12 protein-coding genes are annotated in these 19,219 nt (G+C 69.7%); 7 read left to right on the top strand and 5 right to left on the bottom strand.

Going from position 1 to position 19,219, the window contains the following annotated elements; all coding sequences use genetic code 11:
* Window positions 1–115 precede the first annotated feature (115 nt).
* Window positions 116–3,766 carry a LamG-like jellyroll fold domain-containing protein gene (locus ACIBU0_RS09455; RefSeq protein WP_398814188.1) on the bottom strand — a complete coding sequence of 1,217 codons (3,651 nt, stop codon included), beginning with the start codon at window positions 3,764–3,766 and terminating at the stop codon, window positions 116–118.
* Window positions 3,767–3,798: 32 nt separating this feature from the next.
* Window positions 3,799–5,265: a VCBS repeat-containing protein gene (locus ACIBU0_RS09450; protein ID WP_398814185.1), complete on the bottom strand. Its 1,467-nt coding sequence runs from the start codon at window positions 5,263–5,265 to the stop codon at window positions 3,799–3,801.
* Window positions 5,266–5,805: 540 nt separating this feature from the next.
* Between ACIBU0_RS09450 and ACIBU0_RS09445 the strand changes: the two genes are divergently transcribed.
* Window positions 5,806–7,758, top strand: a complete 1,953-nt coding sequence (locus tag ACIBU0_RS09445; protein WP_398814182.1) for a glycosyltransferase — start codon at window positions 5,806–5,808, stop codon at window positions 7,756–7,758.
* Window positions 7,759–7,782: 24 nt separating this feature from the next.
* Here the strand turns inward: ACIBU0_RS09445 and ACIBU0_RS09440 are convergent, their stop codons facing one another.
* Entirely contained in the window at window positions 7,783–8,595 is an 813-nt protein-coding gene (locus ACIBU0_RS09440) for a hypothetical protein (RefSeq protein ID WP_398814180.1), read from the bottom strand.
* A 126-nt stretch (window positions 8,596–8,721) separates the two neighbouring features.
* Between ACIBU0_RS09440 and ACIBU0_RS09435 the strand changes: the two genes are divergently transcribed.
* The 6 genes from ACIBU0_RS09435 to ACIBU0_RS09410 all read left to right on the top strand — a co-directional run bounded on the left by ACIBU0_RS09435 (window position 8,722) and on the right by ACIBU0_RS09410 (window position 15,079).
* Window positions 8,722–9,933, top strand: coding sequence for a pyridoxal phosphate-dependent aminotransferase (locus ACIBU0_RS09435; RefSeq protein WP_398814177.1), 1,212 nt, complete (start codon window positions 8,722–8,724; stop codon window positions 9,931–9,933).
* An 87-nt stretch (window positions 9,934–10,020) separates the two neighbouring features.
* The gene (locus ACIBU0_RS09430; protein ID WP_398814174.1) at window positions 10,021–10,440 is read left to right on the top strand and encodes a hypothetical protein; all 420 of its coding nucleotides are present in this window, start codon (window positions 10,021–10,023) and stop codon (window positions 10,438–10,440) included.
* A 224-nt stretch (window positions 10,441–10,664) separates the two neighbouring features.
* Window positions 10,665–11,729 carry a hypothetical protein gene (locus ACIBU0_RS09425; RefSeq protein ID WP_398814171.1) on the top strand — a complete coding sequence of 355 codons (1,065 nt, stop codon included), beginning with the start codon at window positions 10,665–10,667 and terminating at the stop codon, window positions 11,727–11,729.
* A gap of 14 nt (window positions 11,730–11,743) precedes the next feature.
* Window positions 11,744–12,934, top strand: coding sequence for a toxic anion resistance protein (locus ACIBU0_RS09420; protein ID WP_398814168.1), 1,191 nt, complete (start codon window positions 11,744–11,746; stop codon window positions 12,932–12,934).
* A complete protein-coding gene (locus ACIBU0_RS09415; RefSeq protein WP_398814164.1) occupies window positions 12,931–14,469 on the top strand; it encodes a substrate-binding domain-containing protein in 1,539 nt (512 codons plus the stop codon). The genes ACIBU0_RS09420 and ACIBU0_RS09415 overlap by 4 nt, the downstream gene beginning before the upstream one ends.
* On the top strand, window positions 14,456–15,079 hold the full coding sequence (locus ACIBU0_RS09410; RefSeq protein WP_398814161.1) for a hypothetical protein: 624 nt from the start codon (window positions 14,456–14,458) through the stop codon (window positions 15,077–15,079). Before ACIBU0_RS09415 ends, ACIBU0_RS09410 begins: the two co-directional genes overlap by 14 nt.
* Here ACIBU0_RS09410 and ACIBU0_RS09405 read toward each other — a convergent pair.
* Window positions 15,069–16,817, bottom strand: coding sequence for an Ig-like domain repeat protein (locus ACIBU0_RS09405; protein ID WP_398814158.1), 1,749 nt, complete (start codon window positions 16,815–16,817; stop codon window positions 15,069–15,071). The genes ACIBU0_RS09410 and ACIBU0_RS09405 overlap by 11 nt on opposite strands.
* Before the next feature lie 307 nt (window positions 16,818–17,124).
* The gene (locus ACIBU0_RS09400) at window positions 17,125–18,948 is read right to left on the bottom strand and encodes a phosphoenolpyruvate carboxykinase (GTP) (protein ID WP_398814155.1); all 1,824 of its coding nucleotides are present in this window, start codon (window positions 18,946–18,948) and stop codon (window positions 17,125–17,127) included.
* Window positions 18,949–19,219 lie beyond the last annotated feature (271 nt).

Here is a 19,219-nt window from a genome sequence, read left to right as displayed (position 1 = left end):
GTGGGGGGGGGCGCCCCCGCGGGGCCCCCCCCCCCCGGGGGGGGGGGGGCGGGGGGGGGGGGGGGGGGGGGGGGGGGGGGGGCCCGGCGGCCCCCCCGCCCGTGGTGTCGGAGTGCTAGGCCGACGTCTCGTCGATGCTCGCGCCGGCCGGCATGACCGCCACCTGCGCCACCCAGGAGGCGTCCAGCGGCCCCTGGTACATCCGGACTTCGTCGACGGCACCGGAGAAGTACTCGGTCGCGGTGGTGCCGGTCAGCGTGCGGCCGATCTGCAGGCGGGTGGTACTGAAGTCCCAGGTGTTGTCCCAGGCCGCTTCGGCCACCGCCGTGCCGTTGACGTACAGGATCGCCTCGCCGAAGACCGCGTTGTAGACGAGCGCCAGATGGTCGCCGTCACCCTCGGAACTCGGCGGGTCCGCAGTATCCAGGACGGAGGTGGTCACCGGGGCCGCCGAGTCGGCGCCGGTCACCACGAGCTGCCAACGGCCGCTGGACGCCTGGTACTTGACCTTGATGGCGGTCCCGTTCGCACCGGACAGGGACAGCACCGTCCCGTCCGCGCCGGGGTTCGCGGCGGCGAGCCGCGCACGTGCGGTGAGCGTGAAGCTGTCCTGGGCGGTGAGCGGGCCGGCGGTCGCGCGGGTCGCGTAGGCGTCGGTGCCGTTCAGGGCCAGGTGGCCGTCGCCCCACAGCGGTTGGGCAGGGGGCATGCAGTCCGGGTCGGCCTCGGGGTCGCAGGAGTCGTCGGGCACGTAGATGGAGGCGCCTGCGCCCAGGGTGAGCCCGGTGCCGCCCGCCGTCTCCGGCGAGATGCCGGTCGACGCCTCGTCCAGCTGCCAGTACGCGAGCTGGTGCGGCGTGATGCCGCCGAGGTCCTGGCCTTCCGCCTCGGGGATCACCCGGTCGTGGAACTTGACGTCGGCGACGCTGCCCTTCAGATGACCCACGTAGCCCTCCAGAGAGAGCTTGCGTCCGATCTGTACGGCCCCGGCGGCGTTCCAGGCCGTGCGGCGGGCCTGGACGTCCTCGGCGACGAGTGCGCCGTTGACGTACAGCATCATCTTGCCGATCTCGGCGTCGTACACGCCGATGAGGTGGGTCCAGCTGCCGACGACGGCCGCCGCGCCCGAGACCTTCCAGGTGCCGAGCGACTCCATGTCGCTCACCGGGATGCGGAACGTCCAGGAGGCGGTGTCGACGTCGTAGCCGAGTTCGAAGCCCGGCTGTGCGACGCCGTCCTGGCTGACGACGGTGACGTTCTCGGTGGGCAGCGAGGGCAGCATCACCCAGGCGCTCACCGAGAAGGTGCCGCTGGTGTCGACGGGGAACCTGTCCGGCGCGGGGTCGGTGTCGTCGACGGCCTCGAGGTAGGCGTTGGCGGTGCCGTCGAAGGAAGCGGCGGTGTCGGTCGAGCCGAGCGGGCCCTTGACTCCGAAGGTCACACCGGAGCCGGCGGTGGCGTTCGTCGCGTCGCCGCTGCCGGTGGCCGTCGAGGAGCCCTGGGCGTCGCCGAGGGTCCACGCGGCAGCGGGCGCACGGCCGTCACTCACCAGGAACACATGGCTCGTCGGCACCTTCTGCGGGTTGCCCGCGCCGTCGATCGCCCTGACATGCAGGGTGTACGTGCCCTCGCTCGGCGGCATCCAGCGGATGGTCGCCGGGCCGCCGGCCGAGGCGGGAGCCACCGTCTTCTCCGCGTTGTCGGCCTGGGGACCGGTGAAGGAGTACGCGTACCGCGTCACGTCGGCGTCCGGCGAGTCCATGGTGAAGCTGCCGTAGTCGCCGACACCCGTGTGCCAGGTCTCGTCGTCCGGGTACTGGGCTGAACTGACCGCGGCGGCCTTGGGCCTGTTCGCGTCGTAGATGAACTCGCAGCGGGTCTGGCCGCCCTCGGTGGACCAGGGGCCGTACGACTGCTGGTCGAAGCCCTGGACCGCCCAGGCGATGGTGGTGTTGGGCGGGATGGAGAAGCCCGGCTGGTTGTCGCCCGATACGTCGCTGCCGATGGTGTAGAAGAAGGTGGCCACGCCTGTTTGATCGCTCCAACTGGAGTCGACCGTGCTCTTCTTGGCCGTCGTCGCGTAGTGCGTGTGCGTGCCCGAGCCGTCGGTCCACCAGACCTTGAACTGGGCTTGGAGCGTCTCGGAGTTGGAACCGGTGTCGCCGTGGTCGTAGTCCCTGATCACGGCCGAGACACGCGGCGCCTCGGTCACATAGTGCTCGGTGACGTTGCCGTACTCGCACGCGCCGCCCGGCTTCATCTGCAGGTCGTCCTGGTCCGGCACGAGCGGCGGACGGTTGTAGGTGACTTCGAGGTGTGCGTTGCCGCAGAAGCGCTTCCAGTACGAGGTGTCGGACTCGCTGCCCGCCTTCAGCCGGAACGTGGTGGTGCCCCAGCCGTTGTCGGCCGCCTTCTGGACGGTGCCGGTCACGCCGAAGCGCACGTTCTGGTTGGTCGAGGTGCAGGAACCCGCCGTGTCGGTAGGCGACTTGGAGGCGATCGTCTCCTTCGAGGAGGGCTGGTTGGTCCAGTTCGTCGAGGAGTTGATCGCGCTGGCGCCGGTGCTGTTGACCCGGGCGAGCTGGACCTCGCGCGCGGAGCTGCTGTAGGTGTGCACCAGCGTCACGGCGAACTCGGCGCTGACGATGTCCTTGCCCTCGAAGGTTCCCGTCGGGATCGCGAAGAACTGCCGCTTGACGTCATTGCCGCTGGCGCAGCGGTACGACACGTCGGAGGGGCACCGGCCCACGCCCTCGTCGTCGTCGAACTTCCAGAACTCGGCGGTCGAGTTCTCCGAGGACACCATGGTCCAGCCGGTGCGGTTGGCGGTCTTCACCACCGGGTCGATGTAGACCGGGTAGACGGTCTTCTCGTCGGTGAGCAGGCCGGCGTCAGGCGTGAGCGTCATGGTGTCGGACGTGACGTCCATGGCGACATCGGCGATCTCCGCGCCCGCGGGGGGTGTGTCGGTGTTCTCCCCGGCCGTCGGCGGCTGCGTGGCCGTCTCGTCGCTTGAGCCACTTGAGTCGCTGGAGTCCCACATCACCGGCTGGGGCGCCTCGAACACGGTCCCGCCGGAACCGGTGTCGGTGGCGGTCAGGCCACCACCCGCGTCCTCCTTCAGCTTCAGCAACGAGGAGTTGAAGGGCAGTTCGAGCTCGGCCAGCTTCGGGTTGGCCGCCGCCTTCGCGTTCTTGACCACCAGGATGTGCGAGAAGCCCTCGGCGCTCGCGGTGACCTTGAGGTCGACCCCCGGCAGGACGTTCGCATACGTGGCGGTGGAGCCGTCGAGCTTCGGCTTGGGGAGCTTCTGGGGCCAGTCGAGGGAGAGGGTGCGCCCGTCCTTCTCGATCTCGGCGAAGGTCGTGTCACCGCCGCCCGAGAAGGACATGGCGGTCAGCGCGGCCTTCGGTGCATACGTGCCGTTCTTCTGCTCGACCAGCGTGGTGTCGATCTCCGTCCACCTGCCGTCCTTGCGGGTGCGGATCGGCTGGACGTACTCCCTGGTCGTGAAGGTGCCGTCGGGGTTGGCAACGGTGGTGCTGCGCTCGTCGCGCAGGCTCAGGATCTCCACCGGCTTGCCGGACTTGACGGCCTTGGTCTGTGCTTGGTCCTGACTGAGGGCCGGACTGCCGCCGGCCTCGGCAGCCGCGGCCGCTGTCTGCTCGACGCCGGCGGGTACGCCGCTCATACCGGTCGCGAGCAGGGCCGTCAGGGCCGTGGCGACGGCGAGCGTGCGGCGTCTTCCGTTTCTGTGGGTGTTCATCGCCCCGTGCTTCCTTGTCTCCGCGCCGCCGCTCATCCGACCGTTCCGAACGACACGCCCTCGTCGGGCAGCCCGCCCGAGCCGGGCAGGTAGGTGGTGGTCCCCGTGCCGGTCGTTCCGTCGATGTCGGTCCACGGCAGGACGTAGAGGGCTCCCTTGGGGGAGCTCGACGCCTTGCTGTAGGGCACGCCGACGTAGAGGTTCACGGAACCGGAGGTCAGGGCGAGGCCGGTGTAGTCGCGGGCCGTGGCGGCGCCGGGCAGGCCCGAGCCGCGCGTGATGATCTTGTCGGCGGTGCCTGCAGACGCATCCAGCGGGCGGAAGATCTGGACGGCGCCGGCGTCCTTGACCGACGCGGTGTCCTTGCCGGGGATGCCGACGGCGAGCCGTACGGTCGCGCTGGTGGTGACGACGTTGGTGTCGGTGTTGGCGATCGTCACCCGCTGTCCGAGGAAGTCCCCGGCGACCGGCTCACCCTCGACGTCGTCGCTCACACCGGCGTCGAAAGAGGTGATCTGCGAGTAGGCGCCCGAAGGCTGGATCCGGATCACCGCCACGCCGCCGGCGTCCTGGACCGTTCCGACGTCCTCGTTCGGCGTACCGACGGCCAGCAGCACATCCGAGTTGTACGTCTGGCTGCTCGGCCGGTAGCCGGTCATGGAGACCGACGTGCCGAAACCGTCGCCCTTCTCGGCGACACCGGTGATCCCGGTGCTGTCCTGGTCGAGCCCCACGAGAGGGGTGGGCAGTCCGCCGGACAGGGTGTGGCTGAAGACCGTGACACCACCGGCGAACCCTTCGGTGCCGATCGTCTCCCCCGGGGTACCCACCGCGAAGTAACGGTTCGTCCCGGCCAGCGAGTAGCCGAACCGGTCGTGTGCCTCGACGATGCCGGGCACCCCCGGGTCGTTCTGACTCACGGGGACCGTGGTCGAGCCTTGCACGTACTCGATGCAGCCGGCGTCGGCGTATGTCTTGCCGTCCACGGTGACGTTCTCGCCGGGTACGCCGACCACCAGGTAGGGCAGGCCGTTCGAGGCCGCACCCGCCCGCACCGCGTACCCGAACCAGTCGTACGCCTCGGTCGAGGTCTTCGAGTCGAGCTCCGCCTGGGTGTACCCCACGATCCGGGAGCCGGCGCCGATGCCGGTGGGCGTGCCGTGAATCACGTAGACGGCCCCGGCGTCGACACGCTGGGTTCCGTCGGTGTTGGCGATGTCCTCGAACGGGGCGCCGACGACAAGGTCGGTGCAGCCGTCACCGTCGGCGTCGTAGGAAGTGCGTGAGCTGCCGAAGCCGTCGCCGGGTTCCGGCGTCGCGGGCATACCGCTGGTCGCCTGGGAGATCTCCGACACACCCTTGCCGCCGCCGAGCACCACACGCACGAGCCCGGCTGCCTTGGCTCCGTTCACGGTGGCGTTCGGGTCGGCGATGACCGTGTCGGATATCCCGTCGCCGTTGAAGTCACTCGACGTCCCGGCTGTACAGGTAGCCGCCACCGCCTGTTGTGACGCTAGCGAGACCACCCCCGCAGCCACCAGGAAAGTGCTCGCGGCTGCAGCCAGCATTCCGGCCAGACGTGTACGCGTAGGCACACCCACCCCTTGTTCTGCCCTGAGCAGACCCGCCCCCGGCCTACTTTTGAGATCTTGTAAGCGCAGACTAAATATGGCGCCGGTAAAAGATGTCAACCCTCGATCCGAAGGTCACGGCGCATACGGCGAGCACGCAGAAGTGCGCAACCTTTGCGTCCACGCACCAACGAAGCGGATCATGGTGTTCCGGTCAGGAACAGGGCAAATCACCCCTCAAGCAGGCCGCCCTGACCTGGCGCTTCGGCGAGTGGTCACCTCGCAGGCACGAGCAGGTCATGGTATCTTCACATGGCCTGCGGCATCCTTCCCCGCGCAAATGGCGCGCTGCGGCACCTGTGCAGCCGAAATCGAAGCCATCCAAATTCGGGGTGTGCCCCGTATTTATTGGAGAGCGTAACGATGGCTGCCCCTACCGTTTCGGTAATTGTTGCCGCCTATAATGCAATGCCTTATCTGACGCGTTGCATCACTTCCGTTGCCGAGCAGAGCATCGGTCAGGGCGAGCTGGAGCTCATCGTCGTCGATGACGGCTCAACGGACGGAACGGCCAAGGAACTTGAGCGGCTGACCGGCCTTTACCCGGAGTTGCTGCGCGTGTTCCGGCAGGAGAATTCCGGCGGTCCTTCGGCGCCTCGCAATCTGGGGCTGGATCACGCCCGCGGACGGTTCGTGTTCTTCCTGGACGCCGACGACCACCTGGGGCCGGAGGCGCTGGAGCGCATGGTGGCCATGGCCGAGAAGAACGGCACCGACATCGTGCTCGGCAAGATGGTGGGCGTGGGCGGACGCACCCTGCCCCTGTCGATGTTCAAGCGCAACCAGCCGAGGACGGACGTCTTCGGCTCGCGCGTCTACTGGGCCCTGAACCCCTTGAAGCTGTTCCGCCGCGAGCTGCTGGAACGGCATGCGCTGCGCTTCCCGACCGGCCTGCCCATCGGCGAGGACCAGTCCTTCGTCGCCCTGGCCTACCTGCACGCTTCGGGCATCTCGGTGATCGCCGACTACGACTGCCTGTTCTGCTCGCTGCGCGAGGACGGCGGCAACGCCACGGTCCGCAACGGGGGCGCGGAGCCCCGGTTGCGGTTCCTGCCGGGCATGATCGACCTGCTCCTGGAGAACGTCCCGCCCGGCCCCGGCCGCGACCACCTGGCACACCGGCACCTGACCGTCGAGGTGCAGGAGATCCTCGGCCACATGGCCTCCGAACCCCGCCCCGAGCAGGAGAAGGCCCTCGCACGCCTCGCCGAGATCATCGCTCCCCTGTGGCACGAGGGGCTGAACGACCGCCTCTCCGCGATGGCCCGGCTACGGCTGCACCTGGTACGGCACAGGATGCTCGACGAGGTGCTCGAACTCATCCGGTTCGAGAGCGAGCTGGCCGACAGCAAGGTGGCCACCCCGGTCGTCGTCGACGCGGGCCGGGCCCTCGCCCGCTATCCGTTCCTCCGTGATCCCGCCCGATCCGTCCCCGACGACTGCTACGACGTCACCGCCCAGCTCGGCGTACGCCACCACGTCACCCGCGCCGACGTGCGCGGCTCCGTGCTGCACCTCGCCGGGCACGGCTACCTCCACCGTGTCGAGACCCGCGACGTCAGCACCGGCCTCGTCCTGCGTGAGCGCGACAGCAGGACGGAGTACCGGCTGCCCGTGACGCACACGCGCACACCCGATGCCGGCGCCGACGAGGACGAGGGGCGGTACACGTACGACCGGGCCGGCTTCGAGGCGGTCGTCGACATCACCACGGCCGCTGAGGGCGGACCGCTCGGCGACGGGCTGTGGGACATCTCCCTCGCGATCGGCGCCCAGGGCATCACGCGCGAGGTCCGCATCGGCAGCAAGCGGGCCGCCGACGTGTCCGGCAAGGCAGCCACGCACCTCGTGGACACCTCCGAAGGCGCCCGTGCCGTCACCCTCTACACGACCCACCCGCACGGCAACTTCACGCTCGACATCGGAGAGCGCAAGCACGCCGTACTGCTGCAGATCAGCGTCGACGACACGATCCGGTGGGCCCCCGACGCACCGACGGAACTGGAGATCACCGGCCGCTGCGCCCTCGCCGGGTACCCGGAGGGCGGCCTCACCGTGACGCTGGAGGACGGACAAGGGGGTGTCGCCGTCTTCCGGGCTTCCCACGGTCCCGATGGCGGCGGCTTCGTCGTCCGCGTACCCGTCACGGAGCTCCCCGCCGGTGTCTGGCGCGGTGACCTCCGGATCGGGACGTGGTCGTCGCCCCTCCCGGCGCTCCCCGGGAACCTCGCCCCGGCCAAGTGGCGCCGCCGCGCCCTGCCCTGGTACGCCAGGCACGCCCAGGACGGCGGCGAAGGGTTCGCGCTGCAGGTGGCGAAGACCGACCTCGTCCGGGCAGTGGCCAAGCGCTTCACGTCCTGAGCGCTGTCCCTAGCTGTCCGTCCTTCAACCCGGCTTCTTGGGGTTGCCCTGCCCCCGCCCCGGCTTGTCCGAGGTCGGGGCCGCCGTGGCGGTCGGGGTCGGGGGGGCCTCGCTGGTGGTGGAGGGGGCGGTCGAGGGCTCTTCGGTCCTGCTGTCGTCGGACTCGGCGTCGTCCGACGCGGACGGGCTCGGCGAGGCGCTCGGGGAGGCGCTGCGCGACGGATCGGCGTCGTCGGACCGGCGGACACCGGCCGAGGCACCCGCGGAGGGCTCCTGGGGTACCACCGAGTCGTTGGACGTCGTGCTCGTCCGGTCGTGTTTGGTCTGCGTGCCGCCTCCCGTGGAGGACCCGGACAGGGAGAAGCCGGCTATCAGCGCCGCCGCCGACACCACTCCCAGCGCTCCGGCCGCTATCGCCACGCGATGCGAACGCCAGGCGGCCGGCTGGTGCCGGCCTCGGTGGCTGCGGCGGCGGGGCGCGGCGTGGCCGTCGCCGTAGTCGCCGTAGTCGTAGCCCACCTCGTAGACGTAGTCGTAGCCACGGTCAGGGCCGGAGGTGCCGCCGACACCGCGGACCTCATGGGCACCACCGGCCCCGTCGACCACCGCAGGCAGCTCCGTCGTCTCGTCGTACGCGTTCTGCCAGCCATGCGCGGCCGCCGGGTCGACGTATGCGTCGTACGCGGGGGACTCCTCCGGCAGCGGGTGGTACACGGTCGGCGGCGCCTGGGCCACGTCGGGCTCCGGGCGCGCATCGGGGACGTCATACCCGCCGGTCGCCTGGTTCGCGGCGTTGGCGGCGTACATCCCGTTTTCGTGCTCCGGCGGTCTGGACATGACCGCGCATTGTAGAGACGGGAGTGGCCCGCGGGACAGCTACCGGCGATAACAGCACAAACCACCGCGTCTCACGTGTCGGAAAACACGGCCCAAGGGGCGTTACCGGGCCGTAAGCTCCTTGACATGCAGGTGATCCAGTCGACCAAGCTCGCCAACGTCTGTTACGAGATCCGGGGCCCGGTGCTCGAGGAGGCGATGCGGCTCGAGTCGGCGGGGCATCGGATCCTCAAGCTGAACACCGGCAATCCGGCCGCGTTCGGCTTCGAGTGTCCGCCCGAGATCCTGGAGGACATCCTCCGGAACGTGTCCACGGCACACGGGTACGGCGACGCGAAGGGGCTGCTCGCCGCGCGCCGGGCCGTCGTCATGCACAACCAGACCCTCGGCATCGAGACCGACGTCGAGCACGTCTTCATCGGCAACGGCGTCTCCGAGCTCATCGTCATGGCGATGCAGGGACTGCTCGACGACGGGGACGAGGTGCTGGTTCCGGCGCCCGACTATCCCCTGTGGACCGCCGCCGTGTCCCTGTCCGGCGGCACCGCCGTGCACTACCGGTGCGACGAGCAGTCCGACTGGATGCCCGACCTCGCCGACATCGAGCGCAAGGTCACCGACCGCACCAAGGCCCTCGTCATCATCAACCCCAACAACCCGACGGGGGCCGTGTACGACGAGGCCATGCTCCGCGGGCTGACGGACATCGCCCGGCGGCACAACCTCCTCGTCTGCTCCGACGAGATCTACGACAAGATCCTGTACGACGGCGCCACGCACACCCCGACCGCCGCCGTCGCCCCCGACCTGCTCACCCTCACCTTCAACGGCATGTCGAAGGCGTACCGCGTCGCCGGGTACCGGGTGGGCTGGATGTCCATCTCGGGCCCGCGCGCCCACGCCGACTCCTACATCGAGGGCCTCACGATCCTCGCGAACATGCGACTGTGCGCGAACATGCCCGGTCAGCACGGGGTCGTCGCCGCGCTCAGCGGCCGGCAGTCCATCAACGACCTCGTGCTGCCCGGGGGCCGGCTGAAGGAGCAGATGGATGTCGCGTACGGGCTGCTGACACAGATCCCCGGCGTGACCTGCGTACGGCCGAAGGGGGCGCTGTATCTCTTCCCGCGCCTCGACCCCAAGGTCTTCAAGATCAAGGACGACCGGCAGATGGTCCTGGACCTGCTGCGCCGCGAGAAGATCATGGTCGTCCAGGGCTCGGGCTTCAACTGGCCGGAGTCGGACCACTTCCGGGTGGTGACCCTGCCGACGGTCACGGATCTGCGGGACGCGATGGGACGGATCGGGCGGTTCCTGGACGGCTACAGCCAGCCGTAGATCAGCCGGCCGTAGATCTTTTGCGTTCGCTCAACTTTAGACGGAATCTAAGCTAGGATGGCTTCCTGACAGCACAGGAGGCCATCCATGTACGAACCGATCCGCACCAAGTCGGTCCACAGCACGATGGCCGGCACGACCTCCGACTTTCCGCACCGATCGCGCGAGGAGGAGCTGGACATCCAGCTCGCGGGGCACCTCGCGGCGCTGCTGGCCGTCACGGATGCGCTGCGCTCGCTCGAACCGTCCGCCGACCTCGACGCGGCCGCCGAGCGGCTCGCCGAGCAGGTGGCCCGGCTGCGGGGTGGAACGGCGCCGGTCAGGACGTCAACGGCCGGCGACTCGAAGCTTGCGGCACTGCATCGTCGCGCACATACCCTCGCCGGGCGGGCGCTGGTTGTCGCCGCCTCTCGTGCGGATACCGCTGCCGCGATCCTTGCCGCTGAGCGTATGGACGCGCATGCCGCTGCGCTGGCTGAGCCGCAGGAACTGACCGGCGTCGGCTGATCCCCCCTGAACGGCCCCGGTCCGCGTGCACCCGCAGCGACGCGCGGACCGGGTTGCCACAGTTTGTTGTTTCGCGGCTTACGGTCGTCTGTGGCTGGTCGCGCAGTTCCTCGCGCCCCTGAAGGGGCGCTTCCACTCCCCCGTGTCGTAACGGGACCGGTACGACACCTCCCGTTCATCCCTCCCGGCGGGGAATGTTGGGTTCCGCGAGCACTCTCCCCGGCGTGAGACGTATCGCAGGGATCGTCCTCGCGGTGCTGCTGATCGGCGGAGTGGTGGTTGCCGTCGTCGCGGGCCGCAGCAATGAGGACAAGGGCACGGCAACGAAGACCGTACGGATGGTGACCGGGTCCGAGAAGGCGGAGTTCTTCGCGGATCCCGACGTGGTGAAGGCCCTCGCCGCCAAGGGCTACACCGTGAAGGCCGAGACCTCCGGGTCGTGGGCCATGGAGGGGCTCGACCTCAAGGGGTACGACCTCGCGCTGCCGTCGAGTCAGGCGCCGGCCGTCGAGCTGGCCGCGAAGTACGAGGTGACGGGGACGCTGCCCCGCCCCTTCTACTCGCCGCTCGTCGTCGTGGCGCACAAGAACGCCGCCGAGGTGCTCGCGGCGAACGGGCTCGTCACGCTGGACGAGGCCCACCAGGGCACGCTGAAGATGGCCGCCTATCTGGACGCCGCCCGCGCCGACCGCACCTGGCAGCAGCTCAAGGGGGCGGCGAAGTACGGCGAGTTGACGGGAACGCTCTACCTGTCCAGCACCGACCCCGAAACGTCCAACTCCGGCGCCCTCTACCTCGCGGCCGCCTCCTACGTCGCCAACGGCGGCAAGGTCGTCGCCACCGGCGCCGAGGTCGATCGCACCGCACCCCTGCTGCACAAGCTGGTCAGCGTGCAGGGCGCCCAGCAGTCCGGCAGTGACGCCGCCTTCCGGGACTTCGTCAGCGGCGCCGGCAATCCGCTCGTCGTGGTCTACGAGTCGCAGGTCGCCTCGCTGCTGGCGGACGGGCAGAAGCCCGACGACCTGGTCGTGCTCTACCCGGACACCACGGTCAACAGCGACCACACCGTCGTACCGCTGACCGAGCACGGCAAGGCGATCGCCGAACTCCTCTCCTCGGACCCGGCGTTGCGCGAGCTGGAGGCCCGGCACGGGTTCCGCCCGCAGGGCGAGGCCACCGAGTTCACCGCCGGCACCAGCTATCTCAAGCAGGAACTGACCGGCGTCCGCCAGGCGCCCGTGCCCACCGCCAAGGTGCTGCACGAGCTGGCGCGACGGGCGCGCGGATAAGGGGGAACAGCACCATGAGCAGTCATGATGTGAGCAGCAACGACGACAGCTTCGTCCTCACTCCGCCCGAGCCCGTGGCCTCCGTGCCGCGCGAGAAGGCCGGCGGACTCGTCCCGGTGGACGACACCGTCCGTACCGACATGGCCAAGAAGGCCTCCGCCTACGTCGAGGTACTCGCCACCCTCGACGCCCGCTCCCCCGAGTTCGCCGGCAAGGTCGGTGAGATCACCGCCCTCGGCGCCGGAGAGATGCGGACGGCGGCCGCGCAGTCCAACCGGATGCTGGAGCGGACCGTCCGAAGCCTGCCGGACAAGGGCGGGGACGCCCAGTCGCAGGTCGCGGGCTCGCTCGTGGAACTGCGGCGCGTGGTGGAGGACCTGGACCCGCGGGACCTGCCCGCCGCCAGGGGGCGCAAGTTCCTGTCCAGGCTTCCCGGTGGCAACAAGCTGCGCGACCACGTCGCCAAGTACGCCTCCGCGCAGGGCACCCTCAACAGGATCGTGGGGTCGCTGCGGGGCGGGCAGGACGAGCTGCGGCGGGACAACGCCGCCCTGCAGACCGAGCGGGTGCGGCTGTGGGAGTCCATGGGCAAGCTCCAGGAGTACGTCGTGCTGACGGAGGCCCTGGACACCGCCGTCGAGCAGCACATCGCCGGGGTCGACGCGAGCGACCCGCAGCAGGCGGACGCCCTGCGGGCCGACGTCCTCTTCCCCGTCCGGCAGAAGCACCAGGACCTGCTCACCCAGCTCGCGGTGTGCGCGCAGGGCTACCTCGCCATGGATGTCGTACGGCGTAACAACGAGGAGCTGATCAAGGGCGTCGACCGGGCCGCTACGACGACCGTCTCGGCCCTGCGCATCTCGGTGATGCTGGCGTCCGCGCTCGACAGTCAGAAGAAGGTCGTCGAGCAGGTCAACGCTCTGCGCGGGACGACCGAGGACCTCATCCGGGGCAATGCCGAGATGCTCGCCACGCAGAGCGGCGAGATCCAGCGCATCGCCGCCGACCCGGCGGTGGGGGCCGAGACCCTGCGGTCCGCGTTCCAGCAGATCTACCGGACGCTGGACGCGATCGACACGTACAAGGTCCAGGCGACCGAGGCGATGGCGGTCACGGTGGAGAACCTGACGGCCGAACTGCAGTCCGCGAGCGCGTACCTGGAGCGCAGCCGGTCGCGCGGCGCGCTGGACGGGGGCCTCGCATGAGACGAAGCCTCACGGCGGTGGTCGCGGTCTCGGCCGTCCTGCTCACCGCGTGCAGCACGGCGAAGAAGTCCGACGACCCCACCGCCCCCGAACCCGGCACCCTCCGGGTCCTCGCCTCCAGCGAACTCTCCGACATGGCCCCCGTCCTGGAGCAGGTACGCAAGGACACCGGCATCAAGGTCCGCCCCACCTACATGGGCACCCTCGACGCCGTGAACCTGCTGGCGGCGGGGAAGGCCGACGGCCGGTACGACGCCGTATGGCTCTCCTCGGACGACTATCTGCGGCTGCGTCCGGACGCGGCGAAGGAGGTGGTGTCGGAGACGCCGATCATGTCGAGTCCGGTCGCGGTCGGAGTCAGGACGGCCACGGTGCGGGAGCTCGGCTGGAAGCCGGACAACGTCACCTGGTCCCGGGTCGAGAAGGCCGTCCGGGACGGCAGCCTCACCTACGGCATGACCGACCCGGCCCGCTCCAACTCCGGCTTCGCCACCCTCGTCTCCGTCGCCTCGGCCCTGTCCGGCGCCCAGTCCGCGCTCACCGACGCGGACGTGAAGAAGGCGAGCGATCGCCTGAAGGAGTTCTTCAAGGGACAGAAGCTGACCTCGGGGTCGTCGGGCTGGCTGGCGACGGCGTACAAGCGGCGCGGCACCGTCGACGCCCTGCTCAACTACGAGTCCGTCCTCAAGGGCATCCCGGGTCTGACCGTGATCCGCCCCAGGGACGGCGTCGTCACCGCCGACTACCCGCTCTCCTCCCTCACGTCGACGAACGCCGCGACCCGCGAGGACGTCCGCCGCCTCACCGAGGCCCTGCGCACCGAGGACATACAGCGGCTGATCACCGAGCGCACCCATCGCCGCCCCGTCGTCCCCTCCGTGCCGCCCGCGTCCGGCCTCGACAGCAGCCGGCGGCGCGAGCTGCCCTTCCCCGGCAGCCGTTCCGTCGCCGACGGCCTGCTCGACTCGTACGAGAACGAGCTGCGCCGCCCGTCCAGGACCGTCTACGTCCTCGACACTTCCGGCTCCATGGAGGGCGACCGCCTGGAACAGCTGAAGCGGGCGCTCACCGACCTCACCGGCGACTTCCGCGAGCGCGAGGAGGTCACGCTGATGCCGATCGGGTCGGAGGTGAAGAGCGTACGGACCCATGTCGTCGACCCGGCGGATCCGAAGGCCGGTCTCGACGGGATCAGGAAGGACACCAAGGAGCTCGAAGCCGACGGCGACACCGCGATCTTCAGCTCGCTGCAGAGGGCGTACGACCATCTGAGCACCGACAAGGACACGTTCACGTCGATCGTGCTGATGACGGACGGCGAGAACACGGCGGGCGCGGACGCCGCGGAGTTCGACACCTTCTACCGGAACGGTCTGCCCCCCGCCGGGAAGCAGATCCCCGTCTTCCCCATCCTCTTCGGCGACTCCGACCGCTCCGAGCTGGAGCACATCGCCGAGCTGACCGGCGGCCGCCTCTTCGACGCCCAACAGGGCTCGCTGGACGGCGCCTTCGAGGAGATCCGTGGCTACCAGTAAGGCACTCGCATACCTGGAGTCCTGCAAGAACCTCGCCGGGAGCGCGTGCGGGCTGGTCGGTCTCGTGCTGACCTTCACGGGCGTGGCGGGGCCGTACTGGCCCGTGGTGGTCGCGGGACTGTACGGCGCGGGCGCGCTGGTCGCCCCGCCGGAGCGGCCCGCGCCGCCCGACTTCCCGGACCCTTCGACGCAGCTCGACGAGGTGCGGGGCGACTTCGAGAAGCTGCGCGGCTATCTCACGGACGTCGAGCTGTCCGTCACGGCCGCCGCGCGGCTGCGGGAACTCACCGAGCTGGTGGCCGCGTTGCTCGACCGCGGCTGGGTCGCCGAGCTGCTCGCGCACGATCCGGAGGGCGTGCACGTGCTGTCGCGTATCGTGCGGCGCGATCTGCCCGAGGCCGTCGACAGCTTCGTACGGACGCGGTGGTGGACGCGGATGGCCCCGGGCACGGAGTCTCCCGAGCTGCATCTGGAGCGTCAGCTCGGTCTGCTGAAGAAGGACGCCGAGCGGCTGGCGGCGGGCCTGCGCGAGGTGGAGGCCCGCCGCCAGGAGTCCCACACCCGGTATCTGGAGGACCGGGGCGGGACCGGCAGCGGTCTTACCGCCTGACGTACACCGTCGCCTCGGCGGACGACGCGGTATGCAGGTCGTCGCCCGGCCAGCTGACCGTGTAGGTCGCGTCGCCCCGGGTGCGCGGCAGGTCGTTGATCGTGAAGGTGCCGTCGGCGCCGACGGTCACCGACGACAGCGTGCCGGTGCCGAGCCGGTCGGTCCGGGTGACCTTGAGGACCGCCCGGTCGGGCAGCGCCTTGCCCTGCGCGGTGAAGGTGCCGGTGATCTCGACGCCCGTGCTCAGCGAGCCCTCCTCGGGCGCGGTGAGCGCGATCGACGTGGGCGCCTTGCCGACGGACACCGTGGTGGTGACGTCCTCGGCGGGGCGGTGGGTCAGGTCGCCGAGGAAGGAGACGGTGTACGTGGCGTCGCCGAGGAGGTCGGGCTCGTCGAGGACGGTGAACGTGCCGTCGGCCTTGACGGTGAAGGTGCCGACGTCGTGGGTGCCGGTGGCGTCGGTGCGGGTCGCCTTGACCTTGAGGGGCTCGGTGGGCGCCGGGCCGTCCTGCTCCAGCTTGCCGCGCACGGCCAGCGGCTCGCCCGCGACGGCCTGGGCGGGGCTGTGGGTGAGGCCGCCGGTGAAGCGGGCGTCGTACTGGACGGCCGGGGGCTGGATGACGTGCAGCCAGAACTGGTTGCCGGCCGCGTTGGTGGTCACCGCGAACAGCCGGGAGCCGTCCGCCGACCACTCCAGGCCGCGCGGGGCGACCCGGTCGCCGTCGAGGCTGCCCTCGAAGGCGAACTCCAGCGGGGTGGTGGCGTCGGCCGGGTCGGCGGGCTGGACCAGCAGGTCGGGGGTGGCGCCGGTGGCGGCGGCCCCGCGCGCGATGTACTTGCCGTCGCCGCCGAAGGCGACCGCGCTGGCGGTGGCGTCGGACGGCAGGCCCTGGTAGCCGGTGCCCGCGTCCGACAGGTCGCCGGTGTTCAGCAGCCGGGTGCCGTAGGCGGCGTCGGCGACGGCGACCTTGCTGCCGTCCGCGGAGAACGCCATGTCCTTCAGGTTCAGGGCGCCCTTGCCGTCGGCGTCGGCGAACCGGCGGGCCGCGTTGCGTACGAGGGTGCCGCCGCTGGTGTCGTACACCGTCAGGAACGGGTTGGCGGCCTGCTCGTTGAGCGGCTGCCCCATCAGCATCCGGTCGCCCGGACCCGCCTCCAGCTGGAGCTTGCCGTAGTCCTGCCAGTTGGTGCGCGGCGCGGTGTTGTCGGCGGGACGGAAGGAGTCCAGGTAGGTCAGCGTCGTGTCGCACTGCGACGTGTAGTAGGAGTACGGCGTGGTGTAGTACACCGTGCCGCCGGAGAAGGCGAGGCTGCGGCCGCAGGTGTCGGTGGAGACGTACAGGCCGTTCGAGGTGTAGGTGCTGGTGTCGTAGCGCCAGAGCACCTCGCGTCCACCGACGTAGAGCGTGGATCCGTCGGCGTTCAGGGCCAGTCCGGAGATGTGCTGCTGGGTGCTGATCGTGGTGATCCGCTCGCCCTGGAAGTTGTAGACGGCGATGAGGCCGCTGTTGGAGTAGCTGCCCATGTTGCTGTCGGCGACGTAGACCCGCTCGTGCGCGGAGTCCACCGCCATCGCCGAGTACGACGAGATCGGCAGCTTGGCCACCGCGTCGGAGGCCGCCGCGTGCGCCGCGGGTGCGGCGGCGACGGTCAGGCCGGTCCCGGCGAGTGCGGCGGCCAGCAGCGTGGCCGCGAGACGTCTGGGACGGTGTGCGCCATCAAGGCGTGCAGTATTCAACTGTGCCCCCCACAGGCTGAATTGAGCGCTCACTGGGATGAGTGACGCTCCTGTGTTGAACATGTAACAGCCGTGAAGATCCCTCGATCAAGGGGGCGCGACCGCAGAAGGCTGCCGGATACAGGCGAGGGCCTGTCGTCACTCTCCTCCCGTCGGGGCGGACGGGATCATGCGACGACAGGCCCACAGCCCCGCACGTCGTTGTACGGAACCTCGCCGGTCTGTGGTGCGGTCACCGCGGCCGGCCGTGACGATGTTGCTGGTCAGGGCACACTCGGAAGCCGGCCGCGGCGTCTTGGGGGGCTGATCAGCCCAGGCGCTGCACCAGCGCGTGGTACTCGTCCCACAGCTCCTTCGGCGTGTGGTCGCCGAAGGTGTTGAGGTGGTCGGGGACGAGCGCGGCCTCCTCGCGCCAGACCTCCTTGTCGACGGTGAGGAGGAAGTCCAGGTCGGAGTCCGCCAGTTCGAGGCCGTTGGTGTCGAGGGCCTCCTTGGTCGGCAGGATGCCGATCGGGGTCTCGACGCCGTCCGCCTTGCCGTCGAGGCGCTCGACGATCCACTTCAGGACGCGGCTGTTCTCGCCGAAGCCGGGCCAGACGAACTTGCCCTCGTCGTTCTTGCGGAACCAGTTGACGTAGTAGATCTTCGGGAGCTTCGACTGGTCCTTGCCCTTGGCGACGTCGACCCAGTGGCCCATGTAGTCGCCCATGTTGTAGCCGCAGAACGGCAGCATCGCGAACGGGTCGCGGCGCAGCTCGCCGACCTTGCCCTCGGCGGCGGCGGTCTTCTCGGAGGCCACGTTGGCACCGAGGAAGACGCCGTGGTTCCAGTCGAAGGACTCCGTCACCAGCGGTACGGCGGTGGCGCGGCGGCCGCCGAAGAGGATCGCCGAGATCGGCACGCCCCTGGGGTCCTCCCACTCGGGCGCGATGATCGGGCACTGCGAGGCGGGGACGGTGAAGCGGGCGTTGGGGTGGGCGGCCGGGGTCTCGGAGCCCGGCGTCCAGTCGTTGCCCTTCCAGTCCGTCAGGTGGGCCGGAGTCTCCTCCGTCATGCCCTCCCACCAGATGTCGTTGTCGTCGGTCAACGCCACGTTGGTGAAGACCGAGTTGCCCCACAGCGTCTTCATCGCGTTGGCGTTGGTGTGCTCACCCGTGCCGGGGGCGACACCGAAGAAGCCGGCTTCGGGGTTGATGGCGTACAGGCGGCCGTCCTCGCCGAAGCGCATCCAGGCGATGTCGTCGCCGATCGTCTCGACCGTCCAGCCGGAGATCGTGGGCTCCAGCATGGCGAGGTTCGTCTTGCCGCAGGCGCTCGGGAAGGCGGCGGCGACGTACTTCGACTCACCGGTGGGCGGGGTGAGCTTCAGGATCAGCATGTGCTCGGCCAGCCAGCCCTCGTCACGGGCCATGACGGAGGCGATGCGCAGGGCGTAGCACTTCTTGCCGAGCAGGGCGTTGCCGCCGTAGCCGGAGCCGTAGGACCAGATCTCGCGGGTCTCCGGGAAGTGGGAGATGTACTTGGTCCGGTTGCAGGGCCAGGGGACGTCCTCCTGGCCCTCCTCCAGCGGGGCGCCGACGGAGTGCACGGCCTTCACGAAGAAGCCGTCCTCGCCGAGCTCGTCGAGGACGGCCTGGCCCATGCGGGTCATGGTGCGCATGGAGACCGCGACGTAGGCGGAGTCGGTGATCTCGACGCCGATCGCGGAGAGTTTCGAGCCGAGCGGGCCCATGCAGAACGGGACGACGTACATGGTCCGGCCGCGCATCGAGCCGCGGAAGACGCCCTTCTCACCGGAGAAGACCTCGCGCATCTCGGCGGGGTCCATCCAGTGGTTGGTGGGGCCCGCGTCCTCCTCCTTCTCGGAGCAGATGAAGGTCCGGTCCTCGACGCGGGCGACGTCGGTCGGGTCGGAGGCGGCGTAGTACGAGTTGGGGCGCTTGATCGGGTCGAGCTTCTTGAAGGTGCCCTTCGCGACGAGCTCCTCGCACAGACGCTCGTACTCGGCCTCGGATCCGTCACACCAGACCACGCTGTCCGGCTGCGTCAGTTCGGCGATCTCGTTCACCCACGAGACCAGTTCCCGGTGGTTGGTGGGGACGACGGGGGGAGCCGCGATGTCGCGCGCCACGGTTGCTCCTAAGTGAGGGATTTTGTCCTGAATATGCCCTTGTATGCCCCGTGGGGGCCGCGACCCGGATGCTGCGCGAACTGAAGCCGTCTGGATCTTCCGCGCTCATCCGGTGCCGACCGCACTCATTTGATCATCCGACGCGCCCGCCCATATGTCCAGAGGGCGTCACAGGTGAGCGGCGTGAGCATCGCCACTCATCCGGATGTTTTCGATGCGTCACCACGGCTTCACCCCTGGTGCGCCCCGACCGAGTACCCCGTGAGACGAT

Origin of the sequence: Streptomyces sp. NPDC049627 (genome assembly GCF_044465645.1) — a bacterium.
Classification (GTDB): domain Bacteria; phylum Actinomycetota; class Actinomycetes; order Streptomycetales; family Streptomycetaceae; genus Streptomyces.
This window is presented reverse-complemented; position numbering and strand designations above follow the sequence as displayed.

Bases quoted from the DNA above. Each gene is read 5' to 3' on its own strand.
- ACIBU0_RS09455 (WP_398814188.1), bottom strand. From the start codon at position 3,766: ATGAACACCCACAGAAACGGAAGACGCCGCACGCTCGCCGTCGCCACG.
- ACIBU0_RS09445 (WP_398814182.1), top strand. From the start codon at position 5,806: ATGCCTTATCTGACGCGTTGCATCACTTCCGTTGCCGAGCAGAGCATC.
- ACIBU0_RS09440 (WP_398814180.1), bottom strand. From the start codon at position 8,595: ATGTCCAGACCGCCGGAGCACGAAAACGGGATGTACGCCGCCAACGCC.
- ACIBU0_RS09435 (WP_398814177.1), top strand. From the start codon at position 8,722: ATGCAGGTGATCCAGTCGACCAAGCTCGCCAACGTCTGTTACGAGATC.
- ACIBU0_RS09430 (WP_398814174.1), top strand. From the start codon at position 10,021: ATGTACGAACCGATCCGCACCAAGTCGGTCCACAGCACGATGGCCGGC.
- ACIBU0_RS09420 (WP_398814168.1), top strand. From the start codon at position 11,744: ATGAGCAGTCATGATGTGAGCAGCAACGACGACAGCTTCGTCCTCACT.
- ACIBU0_RS09415 (WP_398814164.1), top strand. From the start codon at position 12,931: ATGAGACGAAGCCTCACGGCGGTGGTCGCGGTCTCGGCCGTCCTGCTC.